At 52.8% G+C, this 18,158-nt stretch carries 13 protein-coding genes and 1 riboswitch; of the genes, 10 read left to right on the top strand and 3 right to left on the bottom strand.

The window, feature by feature from the left end:
* The first annotated feature begins 233 nt into the window (after positions 1-233).
* Positions 234-872 carry a hypothetical protein gene (locus tag BM322_RS12525; protein ID WP_143102242.1) on the top strand — a complete coding sequence of 213 codons (639 nt, stop codon included), beginning with the start codon at positions 234-236 and terminating at the stop codon, positions 870-872.
* Positions 873-960: 88 nt separating this feature from the next.
* Positions 961-3,114: a bifunctional diguanylate cyclase/phosphodiesterase gene (locus BM322_RS12520; RefSeq protein ID WP_075430993.1), complete on the top strand. Its 2,154-nt coding sequence runs from the start codon at positions 961-963 to the stop codon at positions 3,112-3,114.
* A gap of 89 nt (positions 3,115-3,203) precedes the next feature.
* Here BM322_RS12520 and BM322_RS12515 read toward each other — a convergent pair whose 3' ends face one another.
* A complete protein-coding gene (locus BM322_RS12515; RefSeq protein WP_075430991.1) occupies positions 3,204-4,376 on the bottom strand; it encodes a phosphoribosylaminoimidazolecarboxamide formyltransferase in 1,173 nt (390 codons plus the stop codon).
* Positions 4,377-4,429: 53 nt separating this feature from the next.
* Positions 4,430-4,506, bottom strand: a riboswitch (ZMP/ZTP riboswitch).
* Between the two features lie 207 nt (positions 4,507-4,713).
* Here BM322_RS12515 and pfkA point away from each other — a divergent pair.
* Entirely contained in the window at positions 4,714-5,676 is a 963-nt protein-coding gene (gene pfkA, locus BM322_RS12510) for a 6-phosphofructokinase (RefSeq protein ID WP_075430989.1), read from the top strand.
* A gap of 57 nt (positions 5,677-5,733) precedes the next feature.
* Here pfkA and BM322_RS12505 read toward each other — a convergent pair whose 3' ends face one another.
* Positions 5,734-8,112: a homocysteine S-methyltransferase family protein gene (locus tag BM322_RS12505; RefSeq protein WP_075430987.1), complete on the bottom strand. Its 2,379-nt coding sequence runs from the start codon at positions 8,110-8,112 to the stop codon at positions 5,734-5,736.
* A 33-nt stretch (positions 8,113-8,145) separates the two neighbouring features.
* Positions 8,146-8,829, bottom strand: a complete 684-nt coding sequence (locus tag BM322_RS12500; RefSeq protein ID WP_075430986.1) for a methionine synthase — start codon at positions 8,827-8,829, stop codon at positions 8,146-8,148.
* A 228-nt stretch (positions 8,830-9,057) separates the two neighbouring features.
* On the opposite strand from BM322_RS12500, the gene BM322_RS12490 reads away from it, so the two are divergent.
* The 7 genes from BM322_RS12490 to BM322_RS12460 all read left to right on the top strand — a co-directional run bounded on the left by BM322_RS12490 (position 9,058) and on the right by BM322_RS12460 (position 17,997).
* The gene (locus tag BM322_RS12490) at positions 9,058-9,816 is read left to right on the top strand and encodes an AAA family ATPase (protein ID WP_075430997.1); all 759 of its coding nucleotides are present in this window, start codon (positions 9,058-9,060) and stop codon (positions 9,814-9,816) included.
* A complete protein-coding gene (locus BM322_RS12485; RefSeq protein ID WP_075430984.1) occupies positions 9,809-10,759 on the top strand; it encodes a ParB/RepB/Spo0J family partition protein in 951 nt (316 codons plus the stop codon). Before BM322_RS12490 ends, BM322_RS12485 begins: the two co-directional genes overlap by 8 nt.
* Positions 10,760-10,825: 66 nt before the next feature.
* Positions 10,826-11,335 (top strand): DUF4446 family protein, encoded by a 510-nt coding sequence (locus tag BM322_RS12480; protein ID WP_075430982.1) that lies wholly within the window; start codon positions 10,826-10,828, stop codon positions 11,333-11,335.
* 163 nt (positions 11,336-11,498) lie between these two features.
* Positions 11,499-12,488, top strand: a complete 990-nt coding sequence (locus BM322_RS12475; protein ID WP_075430980.1) for a M23 family metallopeptidase — start codon at positions 11,499-11,501, stop codon at positions 12,486-12,488.
* 420 nt (positions 12,489-12,908) lie between these two features.
* On the top strand, positions 12,909-14,015 hold the full coding sequence (locus tag BM322_RS12470; RefSeq protein WP_075430978.1) for a glutamine amidotransferase family protein: 1,107 nt from the start codon (positions 12,909-12,911) through the stop codon (positions 14,013-14,015).
* Complete coding sequence (locus BM322_RS12465; RefSeq protein ID WP_075430976.1) at positions 14,003-15,634, top strand: glutamate synthase-related protein; 1,632 nt, start codon at positions 14,003-14,005, stop codon at positions 15,632-15,634. Before BM322_RS12470 ends, BM322_RS12465 begins: the two co-directional genes overlap by 13 nt.
* Positions 15,635-15,660: 26 nt before the next feature.
* The gene (locus BM322_RS12460) at positions 15,661-17,997 is read left to right on the top strand and encodes an FAD-dependent oxidoreductase (protein WP_075430973.1); all 2,337 of its coding nucleotides are present in this window, start codon (positions 15,661-15,663) and stop codon (positions 17,995-17,997) included.
* The last annotated feature ends 161 nt before the right edge of the window (positions 17,998-18,158 follow it).

Below are 18,158 nucleotides of genomic sequence, written 5' to 3'. Positions count from 1 at the left end.
GTCGTACGGTCCATTCAGCGGAAACAGAAAAAGTACTACCCCGTGAACCCCGAGCTGCGTACTATCGGGATTTCGTTCCGCACGCACTGACAGACAAACTGCAATTTGAAGAATAAATTTATGGAAGAAATACAGAGTTGTTTGGGCTATATCTCATAGTAGGGGGAGAAGGAAAAAATGGGGAAAAGGAGAATTCTATATAGATAACGAAATAATAATGTGAGGTGATGGAAATGAGAAAAAAGCTATATAGGATAGGAAGCGGTATCCTTTGTGGGGTGCTGTTGAGCATAGGTGCTGCACAGGTTGGAGCGGCAGCGGCACCACAGGAAGCAAAGACTTCGCGTGTTGATACGACAAATGCAAATATCCCTGAGGAAAAAGGGCCTTTAGGCAAAGCTTTGGAACAAAAACGCAAGGAAAATGGTCAGGCGACGAAGGAGCGCTATGTCTATCTGCTCAAGGACAATGGCTTTGCTTATTATCTTGATACGCAGAGCCTGCGCTGGATCAAGATGCCTTATTCGGAGACCGAGAATATCATAGAGGTTTGGGTGCGGTTGACGAAGGTGGATGATGATGGTGAGTACAGCTACCCGCCAAAATATTTCCTCAGTCATTATTATATCCGTCCGAAGACAAAACAGATCCAGTTCCTGAGTGAGCTGGAGGTTACGGGGCGGCCTGATAATGCCATCAAGGAACGGGCGTATAGTTCACAGCATTGGGAAAATCTGGTGCCTGGTTCCATTGAGGACGAGGTTTATCATGGTGTGTTGAAGGTCATGAAGGAGAATAAGGTAGGCGGCAGTAGTGAAAATCCTATGAGTTTCCGCGATGCAGTCGAAGAGTATTTGCGGATTTCCTTGTAACTTTGTATAGATTTATCCACATAAATATAGACATATCCACAAAATAATGGTTATGTCTGTGGATAACTCCGGAAATGAGAGTATCATCATGAAAGAGTTTATTCGCAAGAATCAAAAGGATGAAGTCACCGGGCTGTTCAACATGATGTATTTCATGGAGGACGCTCATTATTTGCTGTGCGATGCTGCTGATGGCAATCTGGCTTTCCTGTATTTCGATATCGAGAATTTCAAGGAATACAATCTCAAGTATGGTTTTCAAGGGGGGAATAAGTTCCTGCGGCGTGTTGCTGGGATTCTGCAGGACACATTTCCTGATGGGATACTTGCGCGCTTGAATGATGACCATTTCATGGCTGCTGTCAAGAACCAGAATATCGAGCAGCGCATGGAGTATGTCCGTAAGTCTGTTTATGATTTTGATCAGAATATGGCGATGGAAATCAAGGTTGGCCTCTATGTGCCGGCGGCCGGCATCCAGGATATTGCGTTGATTCTTGACAGGGCAAAGCTTGCCTGTGAGAGTGTCAAGGGAATATACGACAAAGGCTGGGGCGTCTTTGATGCTTCGTTTGAGGAAAAACTCCGCTTAAAGAATTACATCGTAAGTAATTTTTATCGCGCGCTTGAACATCATGATATCGAGATATGGTATCAGCCGGAAATCCGGACGATGACACGTCAGGTTATCGGTTTTGAGGCGTTGGCACGGTGGAATTCGCCAGAGCATGGCATGATTCCACCGAATATATTTATCGATGTCCTTGAGAGCGCTCATCTAATCCATAAACTTGATCTCTATGTCATTCGCGAGGTATGTGAGGATTTCCGCCGTGTGCGGGAACATGGACAGGGGTGGCAGGAGGCACGTATTTCGGTAAATCTATCACGGTTGGATTTCCAGTTGACAGATATCTTTGCTAATGTTGAGCACATCCGGCAGGAATATAAGGTTGGCTGTGACCGTTTGCGCCTTGAGGTCACGGAGAGCGCCTTGACGATGGATGATAGCAATCTGATGGAGCAGATCGCCCGATTCCGGGCGGCGGGCTATGAGGTATGGATGGATGATTTCGGCAGTGGCTATTCCTCTCTCAATACGCTCAAGGAATATGATTTTGATATGATAAAGCTTGATATGCGTTTCCTGCGGGATTTTGGAACAAATCGCAAGTCGGGCATCATCATCCAGTCCCTTGTGGATATGGCCAAAAAGATTGGCATGCATACGCTCGCGGAAGGGGTGGAAACTGAAGAACAGTATGAATTCCTGAAACTCATTGGCTGTGAGGCATGTCAGGGCTATCTGTTTGGTAAGCCGCAACCGTTGGCACCGGCAGCTAATGCTTATGCCAAGCAAGGCGCAACCTTGACCTTTGAGCCTCTCAAATCTTCAGAGTACTACCAGCAAGTCAGTGGAATCAACGTGCTCAGCAGCTTTCCGTTGCGCAGGGAAGAGGAAAGCGCTGGCTGCATCAGTCAGCTGCCGCTGGCTATCGTGGAGCAAGGGCTTTCTCGTGATACCTTCCGCTATCTATATGCGAATCATTCGTATTTTGATTATCTGAAGAGTATTGGTATGGATACACTCGAGGCTGTTGTCACAAGATATCAGTCTGGTCAGGAACATATGGATCGCATGATGGAGCGGCTGCTTGTGCGCTGTTGCCAATCAGGGGAAGAGGAGAGTGCGGATTTTTCCATCAATGGCAATTTGGGTACAGTACGTTGCCGTCATATTGCGACTGATCCTGTGCGTGATGTGCATGCGTATGTCGTGGCTCCGGCAAATCTGTCGGCTCAGCGTCCGCACGAAGGTATCGATATGCATGCAGCATTTTGGCATATCATGGGAATCTTTACGCGTATCGACTTCCTTTCAAGTACGGGGCGGGCAGAGAATATCTACATTGATGAGACGCAGAATCGGATTACCACGGAAGATGAATCCGTGCGGGGAAGTCTCGAGCTTTATGCAGAACGCTATATCGTTCCCGAAGAACGGGGAGCGTTCCTGCAGTTTTACGATTTGAAGGATCTGGCAAAGCGGCGGGAGCAGGTCAAGCGCGATCACTTTACTGCATTTTTCCATTCGCGCAATGATGCTGGTGAAGTGCGGCTGAAGATCTATCTGCTGATTCCGTTCCAGCTCGGTGGTGTGGACTGCTGCCTGTCGTGCGTGCGCGATATGGACGGCGTCAGTACGCTTGAGCAAGTGCGGACTGGCGAAGTCATGGATTGAGTCTTATCGATGTGAAAAGGTGCGGAGAATCAATATCTCCGCACCTTTTCGTGTGTATGTGTAAGAATGGGGTAACTGTAAAAGCTGTTTTAGTGATGGAACAGACGGATATGCGTCATGGCCATCGTCATATTGTATTTATCGCAGGTCGCGATGACATTGTCATCGCGGATGGAACCTCCAGCCTGAGCTACATAGTCAACACCGCTCTTGCGGGCACGCTCGATATTGTCGCCAAAGGGGAAGAAAGCATCCGAGCCGAGAGATACACCCGTCTGCGTAGCCAGCCAGGCTTTCTTCTGCTCTGCCGTGAATACTGGCGGTTTTTCCGTAAAGACGCGTTTCCATTCGTCGCCGCCTAAGAGATCCATATATTCATCGCCAACATAGACATCGATGGCATTGTCGCGGTCTGGACGGCGTACGTCGTCGCGGAAGGGCAGATTCAAGACCTGCGGAGCCTGCCGGAGATACCAGATGTCGGCCTTGTTGCCAGCAAGGCGCGTGCAATGGACGCGGGACTGCTGGCCAGCACCGATGCCGATAGCCTGCCCGTCCTTGGCATAGCAGACGGAGTTGGACTGCGTGTATTTGAGCGTGATCAGCGCAATCAGCAGATCGCGTTTGGCAGCGGCGGGCAGATCCTTGTTCTTCGTCGGGATTTCCGTGAGGCAGTCTTCGGTGAGGGCAATCTCATTGCGCTGCTGTTCGAAGGTGATGCCAAATACCTGCTTGGTCTCGAGAGGCTCCGGCTTGTAGTCCGGGTCCATCTGCAGGACGAGATATGTGCCCTTGCGTTTCGTCTTGAGGATTTCGAGGGCGGCGTCGGAGTAGGAGGGCGCAATGATGCCGTCGGATACCTCGCGCTGCAGGAAGGAGGCCGTCTGGGCATCGCACTCATCGGAGAGCGCAACGAAGTCGCCATAGGACGACATGCGGTCAGCGCCGCGGGCACGGATATAGGCTGTAGCAATCGGTGAAAGCTCTACGCCTTCGACGAAGTAAGCCTTCTGGAGCGTTTCGGAGAGGGGAACAGCAACAGCGGCACCAGCCGGGCTGACATGTTTGAAGGACGCAGCGGCTGGAAGGCCCGTAGCCTCCTTGAGTTCACGGACGAGCTGCCAGCTGTTCATGGCATCGAGCAGATTGATGTAGCCCGGTTTGCCATTGAGCACCTGGAACGGCAGGTCACCGTCTTTCATGAATACGCGGGCCGGTTTCTGATTCGGGTTGCAGCCGTATTTGAGTTCCATTTCGTTCATCGCAAGGTTCTCCTTTTCCAATCAAACAATGAAAAAAGCCGACACGAATCCAGGCTATACGCCCAGACGGTCGGCTTTTCTTCCCTGTGCTCCCTGTGGTAATCCACTTCCGTCAGTCGCACAGCATCTTCTGTAGTCAATTTATCATTATCCTGTTTTTTTGTCAAGTATCAGGAGACAAGTTGGATAAGGCACTCAAAAAATTAGGTTAAGTGCACATTCCGGTAGGAAAAACTCTGTTAGATTTGCCGGATTTATGGTATTATAAGATTTGGTAAGAATTTCAAATTTGACGTACTATGTTACAATTTTCTCATACTCAAGGGGGACTTCGATTATGTTAAAAAGCATTGCAGTCATGACCAGCGGTGGCGATAGCCCGGGAATGAATGCGGCAGCCCGTGCGGTTGTCCGTACGGCTCTCTATGAGGGCGTAAAAGTCTGGGGTATCCGTGACGGTTATCATGGCTTGCTTGAAGAAGATATGTTTGAGATGAAGTCTAAGGATGTCGGTGATATCATCCAGCGCGGTGGTACGTTCCTTGGTACGGCTCGCTGCAAGCGTTGGAAGACGCCGGAAGGCCGTATGCTGGGCTATCAGCACCTCGTAGACCGTGGCATCCAGGGCCTCTGCGTCATCGGCGGTGACGGCTCCCTGCGCGGCGCTTCGCTGCTTTCCCAGGAGACGGGCATTCCTATCGTCGGCCTGCCGGGCACGATCGATAACGATGTCTGGGGTTCTGACTACACGATTGGCTGCGATACGGCTGCTAACACGATCATCGATGCTATCAACAAGCTTCGTGATACGGCATCGGCACATCGCCGCGTCATCGTCATGGAAGTCATGGGCCGCAGTTCGGGCTGGCTGGCTCTCGTCTCGGGCATCTCGGGCGGCGCAGAGTACATCCTTGTACCGGAGTCCCCGTTCGACCTCGATAAGATCTGTGAGGATATGAAGGCTGCTTATCAGGAAGGTAAGCGCTACATCCTTGTCGTCGTTGCTGAGGGTGCTGGCAGCGGTCAGGAAATCGGCGACTACATTGCCAAGAAGACGGAACTCGATACGCGCGTATCGGTACTCGGCCACATTCAGCGTGGGGGCTCTCCGTCGGTCATCGACCGCGTACGTGCCAGCCAGCTCGGCGAGCAGGCTGCTCTGGCACTGATTTCGGGCCTTTCGGATATCGTCTTCGGCTTCAGCAAAGGCCGCGTCGTTTCCATAGACCTGCACGATTCGGTCAACAACAAAAAGAAACTCGATCCGGAATACCTGCATTTGGCAAAGGTATTGTTCTAAAACTTAGAATCACAAAAAGCGATTGTTTCACGTGAAACAATCGCTTTTTTTTATGCTTTATTCAATGCCGAGCATGTCCTTGGCAAGCTTTACGGCTTGGACACCGTCGGCGGCGTAGGCATCGGCACCGGCACTGTCGGCGTAGTCTTGCGTGACAGCAGCGCCGCCAACCATGACTTTGGCTGGGCAGCCTGCAGCTTTGAGGTCGGCGATGACTTTGTCAATCTGGACCATCGTGGTCGTCATCAGGGCGCAGAGGCCGACGATATCGGCTTTGCTTTCGATGGCGGCTTTGACGATTTCTGTGGAGTCGACATCTTTGCCGAGATCGATGAGCCGGAAGCCGCTGTTGGCGAGCAGGGCACCGGTGATATTCTTGCCGAGGTCATGGACGTCTCCCTTGACCGTAGCGATGACGACGGTGCCTTTGTCGGCTTCGCTGCTTGCTGGCAGCAGTTCTTTGAGTTTGTTGAAGGCTGCGCGCATGGTTTCTGCCGAGAGCAGTACCTGTGGCAGGAACATGCGGCCAGCACCGAAGTCTTCGCCAATATCGGTCATGGCGGCTGTCAAGGCATTTTCGGTGATTTCGTTTGCGCTATGCCCTTCTGCTACAGCGCGGGCGACAAGCTCGACAATTTCATCCTTTTCGCCATCGATGACTGCCTGCTTGATAGCAGGCAGTGCGGCAAGGTTGCTCTCTTTGGCGACGGCAGCTTTTTTTGGCACGCTGAGGTTGGCTTCGTCCTGGCTGAAGGCGAGTCCGTTCGGATCATCGCCGAGCAGTGCGGCACTGGCTTTGAGGGCCCGCTGCATGGATTCATCATAGGGATTCATGATTGGCGCATCGAGGCCGGCTGCCAGACACATGGCAAAGAAGGTGCTGTTGATGAGCGGCCGGTTTGGCAGGCCGAAGGAAATATTGGAGAGTCCCATGGTAGTAGGGTAGCCAAAGCGTTCCCGGTACATCTGCAAGGTGATCAGGACTTCGTAGCAGGCGTTCTTGTCGGCTGATACGGTCATGACCAGCGCGTCCAAGAGGAAATCGCCATCATCGAGACCTTGCTCTTTGGCTGCGGTGATGATTTTCCTCATGACCTCCAAGCGGTCCTCAGCAGTTTTTGGGACGCCGTCTTCAGTGATTGGCAGGCAGAGAATCGCAGCGCCGTATTTTTTTGCAAGGGGCAGGAATTTTGCTATGCGTTCGGGCTCGTAGCTGACGGAGTTGATGAGCGCGCGGCCCGGGTAGGCGCGCAGGCCGGCCTCCAATGCTGCGGAATCGCCGGTATCGATAGCCAGTGGTGCGTCGGTGAGCTGAGCAATCTCGGTGACGGCTTTTTTCATAGCGGCAGTTTGGTCGATGCCGCCGACGCCCATGTTGACATCGAGCAGGTGGGCGCCAGCTTTGACCTGATTGACAGCTTCCTTCTTTACTGAGAGGAAGGAGCCTTCGCGGATTTCGGCAGCCAGTTTCTTGCGGCCTGTAGGATTGATGCGTTCTCCGATGAGTCTTGTCGGTAGTTTCTTATCGATGCAGACTGCCTTGCTGCGGCTGGCCAGCCAAAGCCTTTTGGCGTGTTTTGCCCGCGTAGGCTCTGTAGCATCTTTGAGTGTCGCTGCAAGGGCTGCGATATGGGCCGGTGTCGTGCCGCAGCAGCCACCGAGGAAGGTAGCGCCGGCCTCAAGCAGTTTCGTACCCCAGCGCCCGAAGTCTTCGGGGCCCATCGGGAATACGGTCTCACCGTTTTCGAGATATGGCATGCCGGCATTTGGCTGGACGCTGATGGGGACGCTGCAGTTCTCGGCCAGCGTGCGGACAATCGGCACGAGCTGCTCTGGTCCGAGGGAGCAGTTGACGCCGATGATATCGGCGCCCAGGGCTTCAAGGATGATGGCTGCCGACTGGGGGTCGGTACCCGTGACCGTGCGGCCATCTTCGCTATAGGAGAGCTGACAGATGACAGGGACACCTGGGGCATTTTCCTTAGCGGCCAGCAAGGCGGCGCGCATTTCCTGTATGTCGATGCAGGTCTCGATGATCAGGTAGTCGGCACCGGCATCAGCCAGTGCTTTGGCCTGTTCGGCAAAGCAGTCATAGGCATCCTCAAAGTCGAGGTCGCCGAGTGGTACGACAAAGCGGCCGGTGGGGCCCATCGAACCTGCGACCTTGGCCTTCGTGCCTGCGGCCTCCTTGGCAATCTTCACCGCGGCAGCATTGAGCTCAGTGACGCGGTCGGCAAGGCCATAGTGGTCGAGTTTCAGGGAGCTTGCGCCGAAGGTATTGGTCTCGATGACAGTAGCACCGGCATCGAGATAGGCTTTATGGATGCTCTTGACGACCTCTGGCTGCTCAATATTCATAAGCTCAGGGCAGGCACCTGGTTTTAGGCCGCCGGCCTGGAGCATGGTGCCCATGGCACCGTCAAAGATATGGATCATGGAATACTCCTTTTTTGTTCAGTATGGGGAAGGTCAAATCTTGCGGGCAGGACAATCGAGTTTTTCGCAGGCCGCGCAGCCTTTGTGATGTTGGGCTTTCGCAGCATCAGGTTTACTTTTATCTTCCTTATATAGTCCGATGATTGCCGTGATGCTTTTTCGCGGCAGGAGCATCATGGCGCTTGAAAGGCTGATGCCGATGTCGGCTGCATGTGACAAGCGAATGAGCTCAGGCTGCTGTTCGATGGGCCAATCCCCATAGCCGGGGCTGAACCGCCAGCGCATGCCGTAGCCTTTGGCAGCGGCTTTTGTCTTTATAGCCTTTTCTATGCTGTTGGCAATCTGTTCTACGGCAGTGGTAGCAGCCGCATCGAGAAGGACAGAGGAGCTGTACTCGCCGTTAGCGAATCGCTGGGTTACAGTCTCTTCTATCTCATCGCCAACGGTGGCTGCCAGCAGGATTACCTTGTCACAGCCAGCCAGATGAGCACCAATCTTGCTGCCTTCGATGATGCAGGGAGGATCGGCTTTGATTTCCTGCTTTTGACAGTCATAGTCATATACCTGCCAGATACCGCGTGGCGCAGCAAGCAGGCGCGCATCCTGACAGGCGTCCTCGATCCTTGACTCGTCAAAATCCTTGGCCTTCATAAGTCCGGCATAGCGGCGGGTTTCCTGGGAATCTATACGCAGCAGTGGTGTATTATATATGGGCATGATGCTCACCTCCCTAAATTTTTTCAAAATGTTTCACGTGAAACATTGGCTTTTCCGTCATTTCATATTATTATATATAGTGGATAAAACGAGTGATAAGTCTTCCTGTGAATGCTGCTTAACAACTGTTTATCAAATATATATTGACATAACAATTATATTTATTTTAGCAGAAATTTACAAGAAGAACTGTAACATTTTATGACTTTGGGGAAAGTGGTGGAAGAGTTGGCAAAGATCATTGCAGTAGCCAATCAGAAGGGCGGTGTCGGCAAGACGACGACGTCGGTGAATCTGGCGGCCTGCCTGGCAGCCAAGAAGAAGAAAGTCCTGCTGGTGGATTGCGATCCGCAGGGAAATGCAAGCAGCGGCTATGGTATCGATAAGTCAGCGCTGGAGCAGACCATCTACCATGTGCTTATCGATAATGCAGGCATCCGTGAGGTTATCCAGCCGACCGAGTTCAAGGTGGATGTATTGCCTGCTAATATCGAATTGGCCGGTGCTGAGGTTGAACTGGTGGCAGCGATTTCCCGCGAGACGCGGCTCAAGAAGGCATTGGATACGGTACGCGATGATTATGATTACATCATCATCGACTGTCCGCCGTCGCTGGGGCTCTTGACGCTGAATTCGCTGGCGGCTGCTGATTCGGTGCTTATGCCGATACAGTGTGAGTTCTATGCTCTGGAGGGCGTAGCTCAGCTCATGAAGACTATCGAACTTGTGCGCAATAATCTCAATGCCGATCTGGCTGTTGAGGGTGTGGTCATGACCATGTACGATTCGCGTACGAAATTGGCCGAGCAGGTAGTCGCTGAAGTACGGAGCAGTTTTGATACGGCGGTCTATAAGACGATGATTCCGCGTACGGTACGCTTGAGCGAGGCGCCGTCCTTTGGCCAGCCCATCCTTTATTATGATAAGAAGTCCAAGGGGGCCGAAGTGTATATGAAGTTGGCGAAAGAGGTGATTTCCCGTGGCTAAACATGGCGGACTGGGCAAGGGGCTTGGTGCTTTGGGGCTAGGCAAGGCTCAGGTCGAGGCCGACGGCAAGGATAAGGTACATTCGATAGCTATCGGCTCGATAAAGGCCAATCGCTATCAGCCGCGCCTGGAGTTTGATGAGAGTGCTCTTGAAGATCTCAAGGAATCGGTGCGGAATTTCGGCGTACTGCAGCCGCTGCTCGTGCGCAAGCTGCCAGCTGGCGGCTATGAGCTGATTGCCGGTGAAAGACGCCTGCGCGCGGCTAAGCTCGCTGGTCTTGCCGAGGTTCCGGTCATTGTGCGCGAGTATAACAATGAAGAGGTCGGCCAGATTGCGCTGATTGAGAATATCCAGCGGGAAAACCTCAATGCGATGGAAGAGGCACAAGCGTATGAACGTCTGATGAAGGAGTTCAACCTCACACAGGAGGTCGTAGCGCGCAAGGTCGGACGCAGCCGCTCGCATATTGCCAATTTCCTGCGGTTGCTCAAACTTGAGCCGCAGGTGCAGGATTATGTGGCCAATGGGACGCTTTCCATGGGGCAGGCAAAGCCGTTGTTGTCCTTGGAAAATCAGGCCTTGCAGCGTGAGGCAGCAGAATATATCCAAGCGGAAGAGCTCTCTGCCCGCCAGTCTGAGGCTTTGGTCAAAAAGCTGCTGGAGAATCCTGATTTCTTCCAGCAAAAAAAATCAGACACTGCCAAGAAAGATGCGCCGCAGGATGTATTCCTGACCGAGGCAGTCGAAAAGCTCACGCATCTTCTGGGGACACAGGTTAAGATCCATCCTGGCAAGAAAAAGAGCAAGATTGAGATCGAATTCTATTCGGCGGAGGATCTTGAGCGGATCATGGGAACAATCCTTGAGCGTCAGCAGGACATCAAGCAGCAGCGCATCGATGCGCTCAGAAAGGTTTCCCTGTCGCAGAATTTCACCGTATGATATAAATGTTTCACGTGCAACAATGTTGCTGGCAAGAGAGAAGAGAAAGGAAGCACAAAGGAGACAATGGATATTCAGCAGTTTATGAAGTTTATGGCTGATAATATGCCGTTTATCGTCGTAGGCATGGCAATAATTATGGTAATCATGTTGATCATCATGATCAACCAGGCGTTGAAACTCAGTTATATGAAAAAACGCTATCGCAAGATGATGGCAGGTGTTGATGGTGCCAATCTCGAGCGCTTGCTCATGGGGCATATTGATGAAGTCAAGCATGTCGTTGAGGAAAACCAGCGCATCGATGCCGAGAATCAGCGTATGGATGCCTTGCTGCAGACGGCTGTCACGCGGGTTGGTGTCGTGCGGTTCCGGGCCTTTGAAGATATGGGTAGTGACCTCAGCTATGCGGTGGCCTTGCTGGACTCGCATAACAATGGTGTCGTGCTTTCGAGCATCTTTGGCCGTGAGGATTCACGCAGCTATGTCAAGCCCATCGAAGATGGCCATTCGACTTATACCATGACCGAGGAAGAGGAGCAGGCACTGCGCGAGGCTATGGCTAAAGCACAGTAATGCTATAGTAGAAAACTCTTTAAAAAACGAGAACCTTATGCTATAATGGCATAAGGTTTTTTCTTGCAAATTTACTTGTTTTTCAGATGATGAGATTATGATTCGATCCAGGGACGTGTGCTCCGTGGATTTATTTTTATTGAGAACGTTTGGAGGCTTTACTTTGGCGGACGAAAATAAAAAAGAGCTGAAGGAAGAACAGGAGTATACCATCAAGTTTATTCCTTCGCAGGGTGGTGATGTCAAGAATATCCGCTTGTCGGAATCGACATTGAAGATTGGCTTGGCATCCCTGCTGGCCATTGCGTTGCTATTTGTCGGTGCATTCAGCTATGCTGTTTACAGCACCTTTGCCGTACGTAGTGGCGTCAGTGAGGTGCGTGAGCTGCGCGAGGTCAACAAGATCCAACAGGAGCAGCTGCTCAATCTCTCGAAGAAGGCCAATGCCCTGCAGGAGCAGATGGACCAGCTCCGTCAGCTTGAGAATGATATCCGCCGCATGTCCGGTGCGGCGCCGGCAAAGGATGGTGATGCGCAGACGCAGCAAAGTCCGGATGCCAGCGGCAGTGAGGGAAGTGGCGGTGATGGCACGCATGATGGCCAGGGCGGCCCGGTGGTGCAGCCAGACATACAAAACGTCGGTCAGGTGCTCGACCTTGTGGAGCAGGGGCTGGCTGTACGGCGACAGTCGCTGCTGGAGCTCAAGGAGCAGCTGCAGCAGCGCCAACAGGCTCTTGGTACTTATGCCCAGAGCGGTCTGAATATGCCAGGTGGTACAGTTCCAGCTATCTGGCCAGCACGCGGCGATGTGAGCTCGCCCTATGGCCTGCGCTGGAATGGTTCGGACTTCCATCCGGGTATCGATATCGCCAACGATATGGGGACGCCAATCGTGGCGACTGCTGATGGCGTAGTCACGACGGCAGGCTGGAATAGTGGCGGTTATGGCAACATGGTCGATATCGATCATGGCAATGGCATCATGACTCGCTATGGTCATGCCATGCAGGTAGCTGTTGTGGCTGGCCAACACGTTCGCCGCGGTCAGATCATTGCCTATATGGGCAGCACGGGATTCTCAACGGGGCCTCATGTTCACTATGAGGTACGCATCAATGGTACGCCTGTCAATCCGTCTACTTATCTGCATTGATGATGCTGAGCTATAATGAATAATGTATACTTTAGCGTACAGATGCGAGGTTTCGCTATAGATTTGTATGCATGTATACAGTAAAAAAATACATAGCATAACAAAAGTGAATAATACGGAAAAGCCCTATGCAGCTTACTGCATAGGGCTTTTTTATTGGCGTGATAACTATAACAAATAAGAAGAGTGTAAACCTAATATCGGTATAAATATACAATAATTAATAAAAATACACAAATGGTGCAGTCAAAATGGCGATAAATCAAGGCTTAAACTATATTTTTCAGAATTTTATGTTTGAATATGCATATTGACATTGATTTACACTGTTCCTATAATAGTAGTTACATTACAATAAAAATGTATTGTATAGAGACAATGTGTTATATGTGACGGACAAATCTCAAAGGAGAGACGGATATGTGTAGAATCGGTTCAATCAAGAGCAAGGTACCCGTTCAGCCATCTACGGCTTTGCGCCTGATGCTGCCGCAGCAAGAGGGGCATGACAACTCTGGTTTTGCTATGGTCATGCAGGATCTTTACGGTATCTTTTCCAATTATAAGGATAAGCCGCTTTTATCCCTGGCCTGCACGCAGCGAGGTGCTCAGCTCGTAGAGGAATACATGGATGCACACAACTTTGTGCAGCTGGCTGAGTGGATTCCTATTCCGGACAAACGCCCGGGCCTTGATATCCAGGCAATGCCCTACTACATTTTCCGTAACTACGATTATCCGGAAGGCGCCGAGAAGATGACGAAGGAGCAGAAGGAGAACCTGCTGCTCGATACGCGTCTGGCTCTGCGTAAACTGCTCGAAGAGGCTGGGGAAGGTTTCGTTTACTCCTTCTGGCCGGATGTCCTGACGCTCAAGGAAATCGGCGATCCGCGTGATATTGCAACGTATTTCCACCTTTGGGATGACAATGGCTGCCTGGCCGCAAAATCCATCGTGGCCCAGTGCCGTCAGAATACGAACTATGATATCGTCCGCTATGCAGCGCATCCGTTCTTCCTGCAGGGGTATACGCTTTGCGCTAATGGCGAGAATACCTTCTATACAAAGAATAAGGAATTCCAGAAATCTCTGCACCGTGGCTACATTGGTTTCGAGTCTGATTCCCAGTGTTTCCTCAATACGCTCCATTATGTGCATCATGAGCTCAAATGGCCGCTTACTTATTATAAGCATGTCATTACGCCGCTGCCGTTTGAGGAGATCGAACAGCGCGAGGATAAGGAAGTGCTTACGGCCATCCGCCAGTCGCTGGCTAACCTCGAAATCAATGGCCCGAATACGGTCATCGGCGTGCTGCCGGACAACCGCATGATTACCTGCTGCGATTCCAAGAAATTGCGCCCGGTAGTCATCGGCCGTACCGATGACATGCTGGCTATCTCGTCGGAGGTCTGCGGCATCAATGAGATCATGCCGGACCGTGATCAGACGAAGGATATCTATCCGAATGAACGTGAAATCATCGTAATTGACAATGACCTGGAGGTACAGAGATGCAAGCAGTAAAAACACAGGATGTAGGGGTAAATGACCTGCCCTGGAAAATCGAATATCATGCCGACCGCTGTACGATGTGCGGCAGCTGTGTAGCTGCCTGCTCGTTCAAGGCAATCAAGGTCGTCACCCAGGGGCAGTCCCTGACCATTTCGGAGGGTAGCCAGCCGGAGCCCAAGCATACGCATGTGGCCCGTCCCATCATCAAGCAGGTCGCCAGCCTTACGGATTTCTGCCGTGGCTGTGGCATGTGCGAGAAGATTTGCCCCAATAACGCCATTCGTCCGGTCCGCAATCCGGATACGCGCAAGGTATTGCTGTCGAAAGACAATGGCCCGATCAAACGCGGTGGCCGTACGAACCTCAATGCACAGCGCACGCTTGACAGCATTGTCGTTGGCCGTATCTCCCAGATGACTGACCCGTCGCTTGATGCTGCCCGTCATACCTTTGATATCCGCTCGCCGTTTGGCCGTGTGCTCTCCGCTAAGGAGCTGCCGTTTGAACTCAAGGATGGCAAGCTCGTGCAGTCGAGCCATACGCCGCCAGTTGACTGGATCTATCCGCTTATTTTCTCGGATATGTCCATCGGCGCGCTCTCGACGCGTGCCTGGGAGGCCGTAGCCATGGCTGTGGGCTATCTCAACGAGAAATGCGGCCTGCCGGTACGTATGAGCTCCGGTGAGGGCGGTATGCCGGTAAAACTCCTCGAGTCGGATTACCTCAAATATTTCATCATCCAGATTGCCTCGGGTCATTTCGGCTGGAACCGTATCATCAAGGCGATGCCGCATATGGTCACTGACCCGGCTGGTATTCTCATCAAGATCGGTCAGGGTGCAAAACCGGGCGATGGCGGTCTCCTGCCGGAGGCGAAGGTCGCAGAGCATGTCCAGGCTATCCGCGGTGTACCAAAGGCTACGCTGGCTTCGCCGCCGAACCATCAGGGCCTCTACTCGATTGAGGAATCGGTTCAGAAGATGCATCTGTCGATGAATGCGGCCTTCGGTTTCCGCGTGCCGGTCGGCATCAAATGTGCGGCCTCGGCGACGTCGGTATCTGTCTATAACAACCTGCTGCGTGATCCGTACAAGATCTGCGGCGGTTTCTTCCTAGATGGTATCCAGGGTGGTACGGGTGCTGCTAATGAGGTATCCCTTGACCATACGGGCCATCCAGTTGTCTCCAAGATCCGCGACTGCTACAATGCGGCTGTCAAGCAGGGACTGCAAGGCCAGATCCCGCTTTATGGCGGCGGTGGTATCGGCATGACCGGCGATGCGGCTGCTGATGCCTTCAAGATGATGTGCCTCGGCGCTAACGGCGTATTTGTCGGCAAGGTGCTCATTCAGCTCCTGGGTTGCGTAGGCAACGAGCAGGGCCGCTGCAATGCATGCAATACGGGTAAATGCCCGATGGGTATCTGCACGCAGGATCCGCGTCTCGTCAAACGTCTCGACATCGACCGAGGTGCGCAGAAGATCGTTGATTATGTACTGGCCTTCGATGCTGAGCTCAAGAAGCTCATGGCGCCGATTGGCAACAGCTCGCTGCCGATTGGCCGCAGCGATGCGTTGGTTTCCACGGACAAGGCTGTGGCTGAGAAGCTCGGTATCCAGTATGTATGCTAAGATGGCGTAACAGGAGGCAATAATTTATGTTCAAGATAGATACGATGCAAGGCCATGACCGCATGTCCACTCAGGACTTGCTGCTGGCCATCGGTGGTGCCGTAAAGCAGGGTGAAACCGAGTTTGAGATTGCGGCCTCAGGCCAGCATGATATCGGCGGTCCGTTGTGGCATCCGGAGGGGAAGAAACTTCATTTCCATGTCACCAATGCTGGTCAGCGTCTTGGGTCGATGTGCCTGCCGGGCACGGAGATCGTTGCCGATGGCTCGGTATCGGCCGATGTCGGTTGGCTCAACGCTGGCGGTATCATCACCGTCAAGGGCGATGCTGGCGATACGGCTGGCCACTGCTCCTCGGGCGGCAAGATCTTTGTCGGCGGTCGTGGTGGTACGCGCACGGGCTCGCTGATGAAACACGACCCGCTCTATGAGGAGCCGGAGCTCTGGATCCTCAAGAATGTCGGCTCCTTCTCCTTCGAGTTCATGGGCGGCGGCCGTGCTGTTGTCTGCGGCTATGACAGCGAGCAGTTCGCCTCGATTCTCGGCGAGCGCGCCTGCGTCGGCATGGTCGGCGGTGTGGTCTATGTCCGTGGACCGATTGACACTTATCCGGCAGATATCAAATACACGGACCTTGACGATGATGACATCGCGTTCCTCGATGGGGGTATGGATGACTTCCTGCAGCATATCGAGCGCGAGGACTTGCGGGCAGAGCTCTCCGACTGGAGCCAGTGGAAGAAACTGCGTCCTTTGACGGCTGCTGAGAAAAAAGGGAAGAAAAGCCATGATCTTAAGGCCTTCCGTCAGAGCGAATGGGTCAAGGGCGGTATATTCAGCGACGTTGCCCATGATGACTTCGCCGTTCATAATACCCTGTCTACGGGACTTTACCGTCTGCGTGTACCGAGCTGGGACAATGCGAAATTCGCCGCACCGTGCGAATTCAACTGCCCGACAGGGATTCCGACTCAGCGTCGTTATGATCTCATCCGTCAGGGCAAGCTCGACGAGGCTTTCCAGCTCGAGCTCCAGTATACGCCGTTCCCAGGCTCGGTCTGCGGTTCGGTCTGCCCAAATCCCTGCATGGATCACTGCACCCGTGGCTCGATCGACGAGCCAATCCAGATTGGTGACCTCGGCTATCGCTCGGCCTTCCTGACCGTTGAGCCGCCAAAAGTCAAGACGGGCAAGAAGATTGCTGTTGTCGGCGGTGGTGTAGCCGGTCTTTCGACGGCTTGGCAGCTGGCACGCAAAGGCCATAGCGTTACGGTCTACGATGATGCTGACCATATCGGCGGCAAGCTCGAGCAAGTCATCCCGCGCGGCCGACTGGCACATGAGCTGCTGGAGGCTGAGCTCAAGCGCATCCAGAGTGTTGGTGTTGAGTTCGTCACTGCCTGCAAGGTTGATAAAGAAAGATTCGCTGCGCTGCGCAAAGAGAACGATGCAGTCGTTGTCGCTACGGGCGGCACGAAATCCCGTTTCTTCCCGTGGGAGGGTGCAGAGCATCTGACGATGGGTCTCGAGTATCTCAAGTCCATCAATCGCGGCGAGAAACCGGCTACGGGCAAGCATGTCGTCGTAATCGGTGCCGGCAACTCCGGTATGGATACCTGCCGTGGTGCCTATGAGATGGGCGCTGAGACGGTAGTAGCCGTTGACGTGCAGAAACCGGCCGCGTTTGCTGATGAAATCGAATATATCGAAAATCTGGGCGGCAAGCTCGTCTGGCCGTTCTTCACGAATAAGATCACGCCGGAAGGTGTCTATGGCAACGACGGCAGATTCATCCCTGCAGATCAGGTCATCGTCAGCATCGGTGAGGAGCCGGAGCTCGATTTCCTGCCAGAGGATGAGGGCATTGAGTTCTTCCGTAAGAGCTGGCTCGTGCCGAAGAAAGACCAGAGCATCGCTGAGGGCGTATTCACGGCCGGCGATACGATCAAGCCGGGCCGTCTGACCGATGCTATCGGCAGCGGCCGCAAGGCAGCTTGGTATGTCGACCAGTATGTCATGGGCAAAGAGACTGCGGACTTCCCAGAAAAGCAGCAGATCCCAGCTGAGCGCCTGTCGAAAGCATACTTTGAGAAATGCCACCATTGCCTGCTCGGCGATCCTGTCGATGACCATACGCGTTGCGTAAGCTGCGGCACCTGCCGTGACTGTAAGATGTGCCTCGAATCCTGCCCGGAGAAGGCCATCACGCGCATTGAGAAGGAAGATGGCAGCTGGGAGTACGTTTCTGACCCGAACCGCTGCATCGGCTGCGGCATCTGTGCAGGTGTCTGCCCCTGCGGTGTCTGGAGCATCAACGACAATCCGGAAAAGATTGCGATGTATTCTACGGGTGCAAAAGCTTAAAAATAGCGTGAATGTTTCACGTGCAACAAGCCGTCGCGTTTATGCGGCGGCTTGTTTTGTACGTGAAATTGCAGTTTGTCTGTCAGTGCGAGATTACAATAAGCTTGCTACAGCTCAGCTTGGGTGAGGGTGGGTGCACTTTTTCTCCGCTCCGCTAAATG

The sequence above is a fragment of the Selenomonas sp. GACV-9 genome, from assembly GCA_900116485.1.
In the GTDB taxonomy this organism is placed as follows: domain Bacteria; phylum Bacillota; class Negativicutes; order Selenomonadales; family Selenomonadaceae; genus Selenomonas_A; species Selenomonas_A ruminantium_G.
This window is presented reverse-complemented; position numbering and strand designations above follow the sequence as displayed.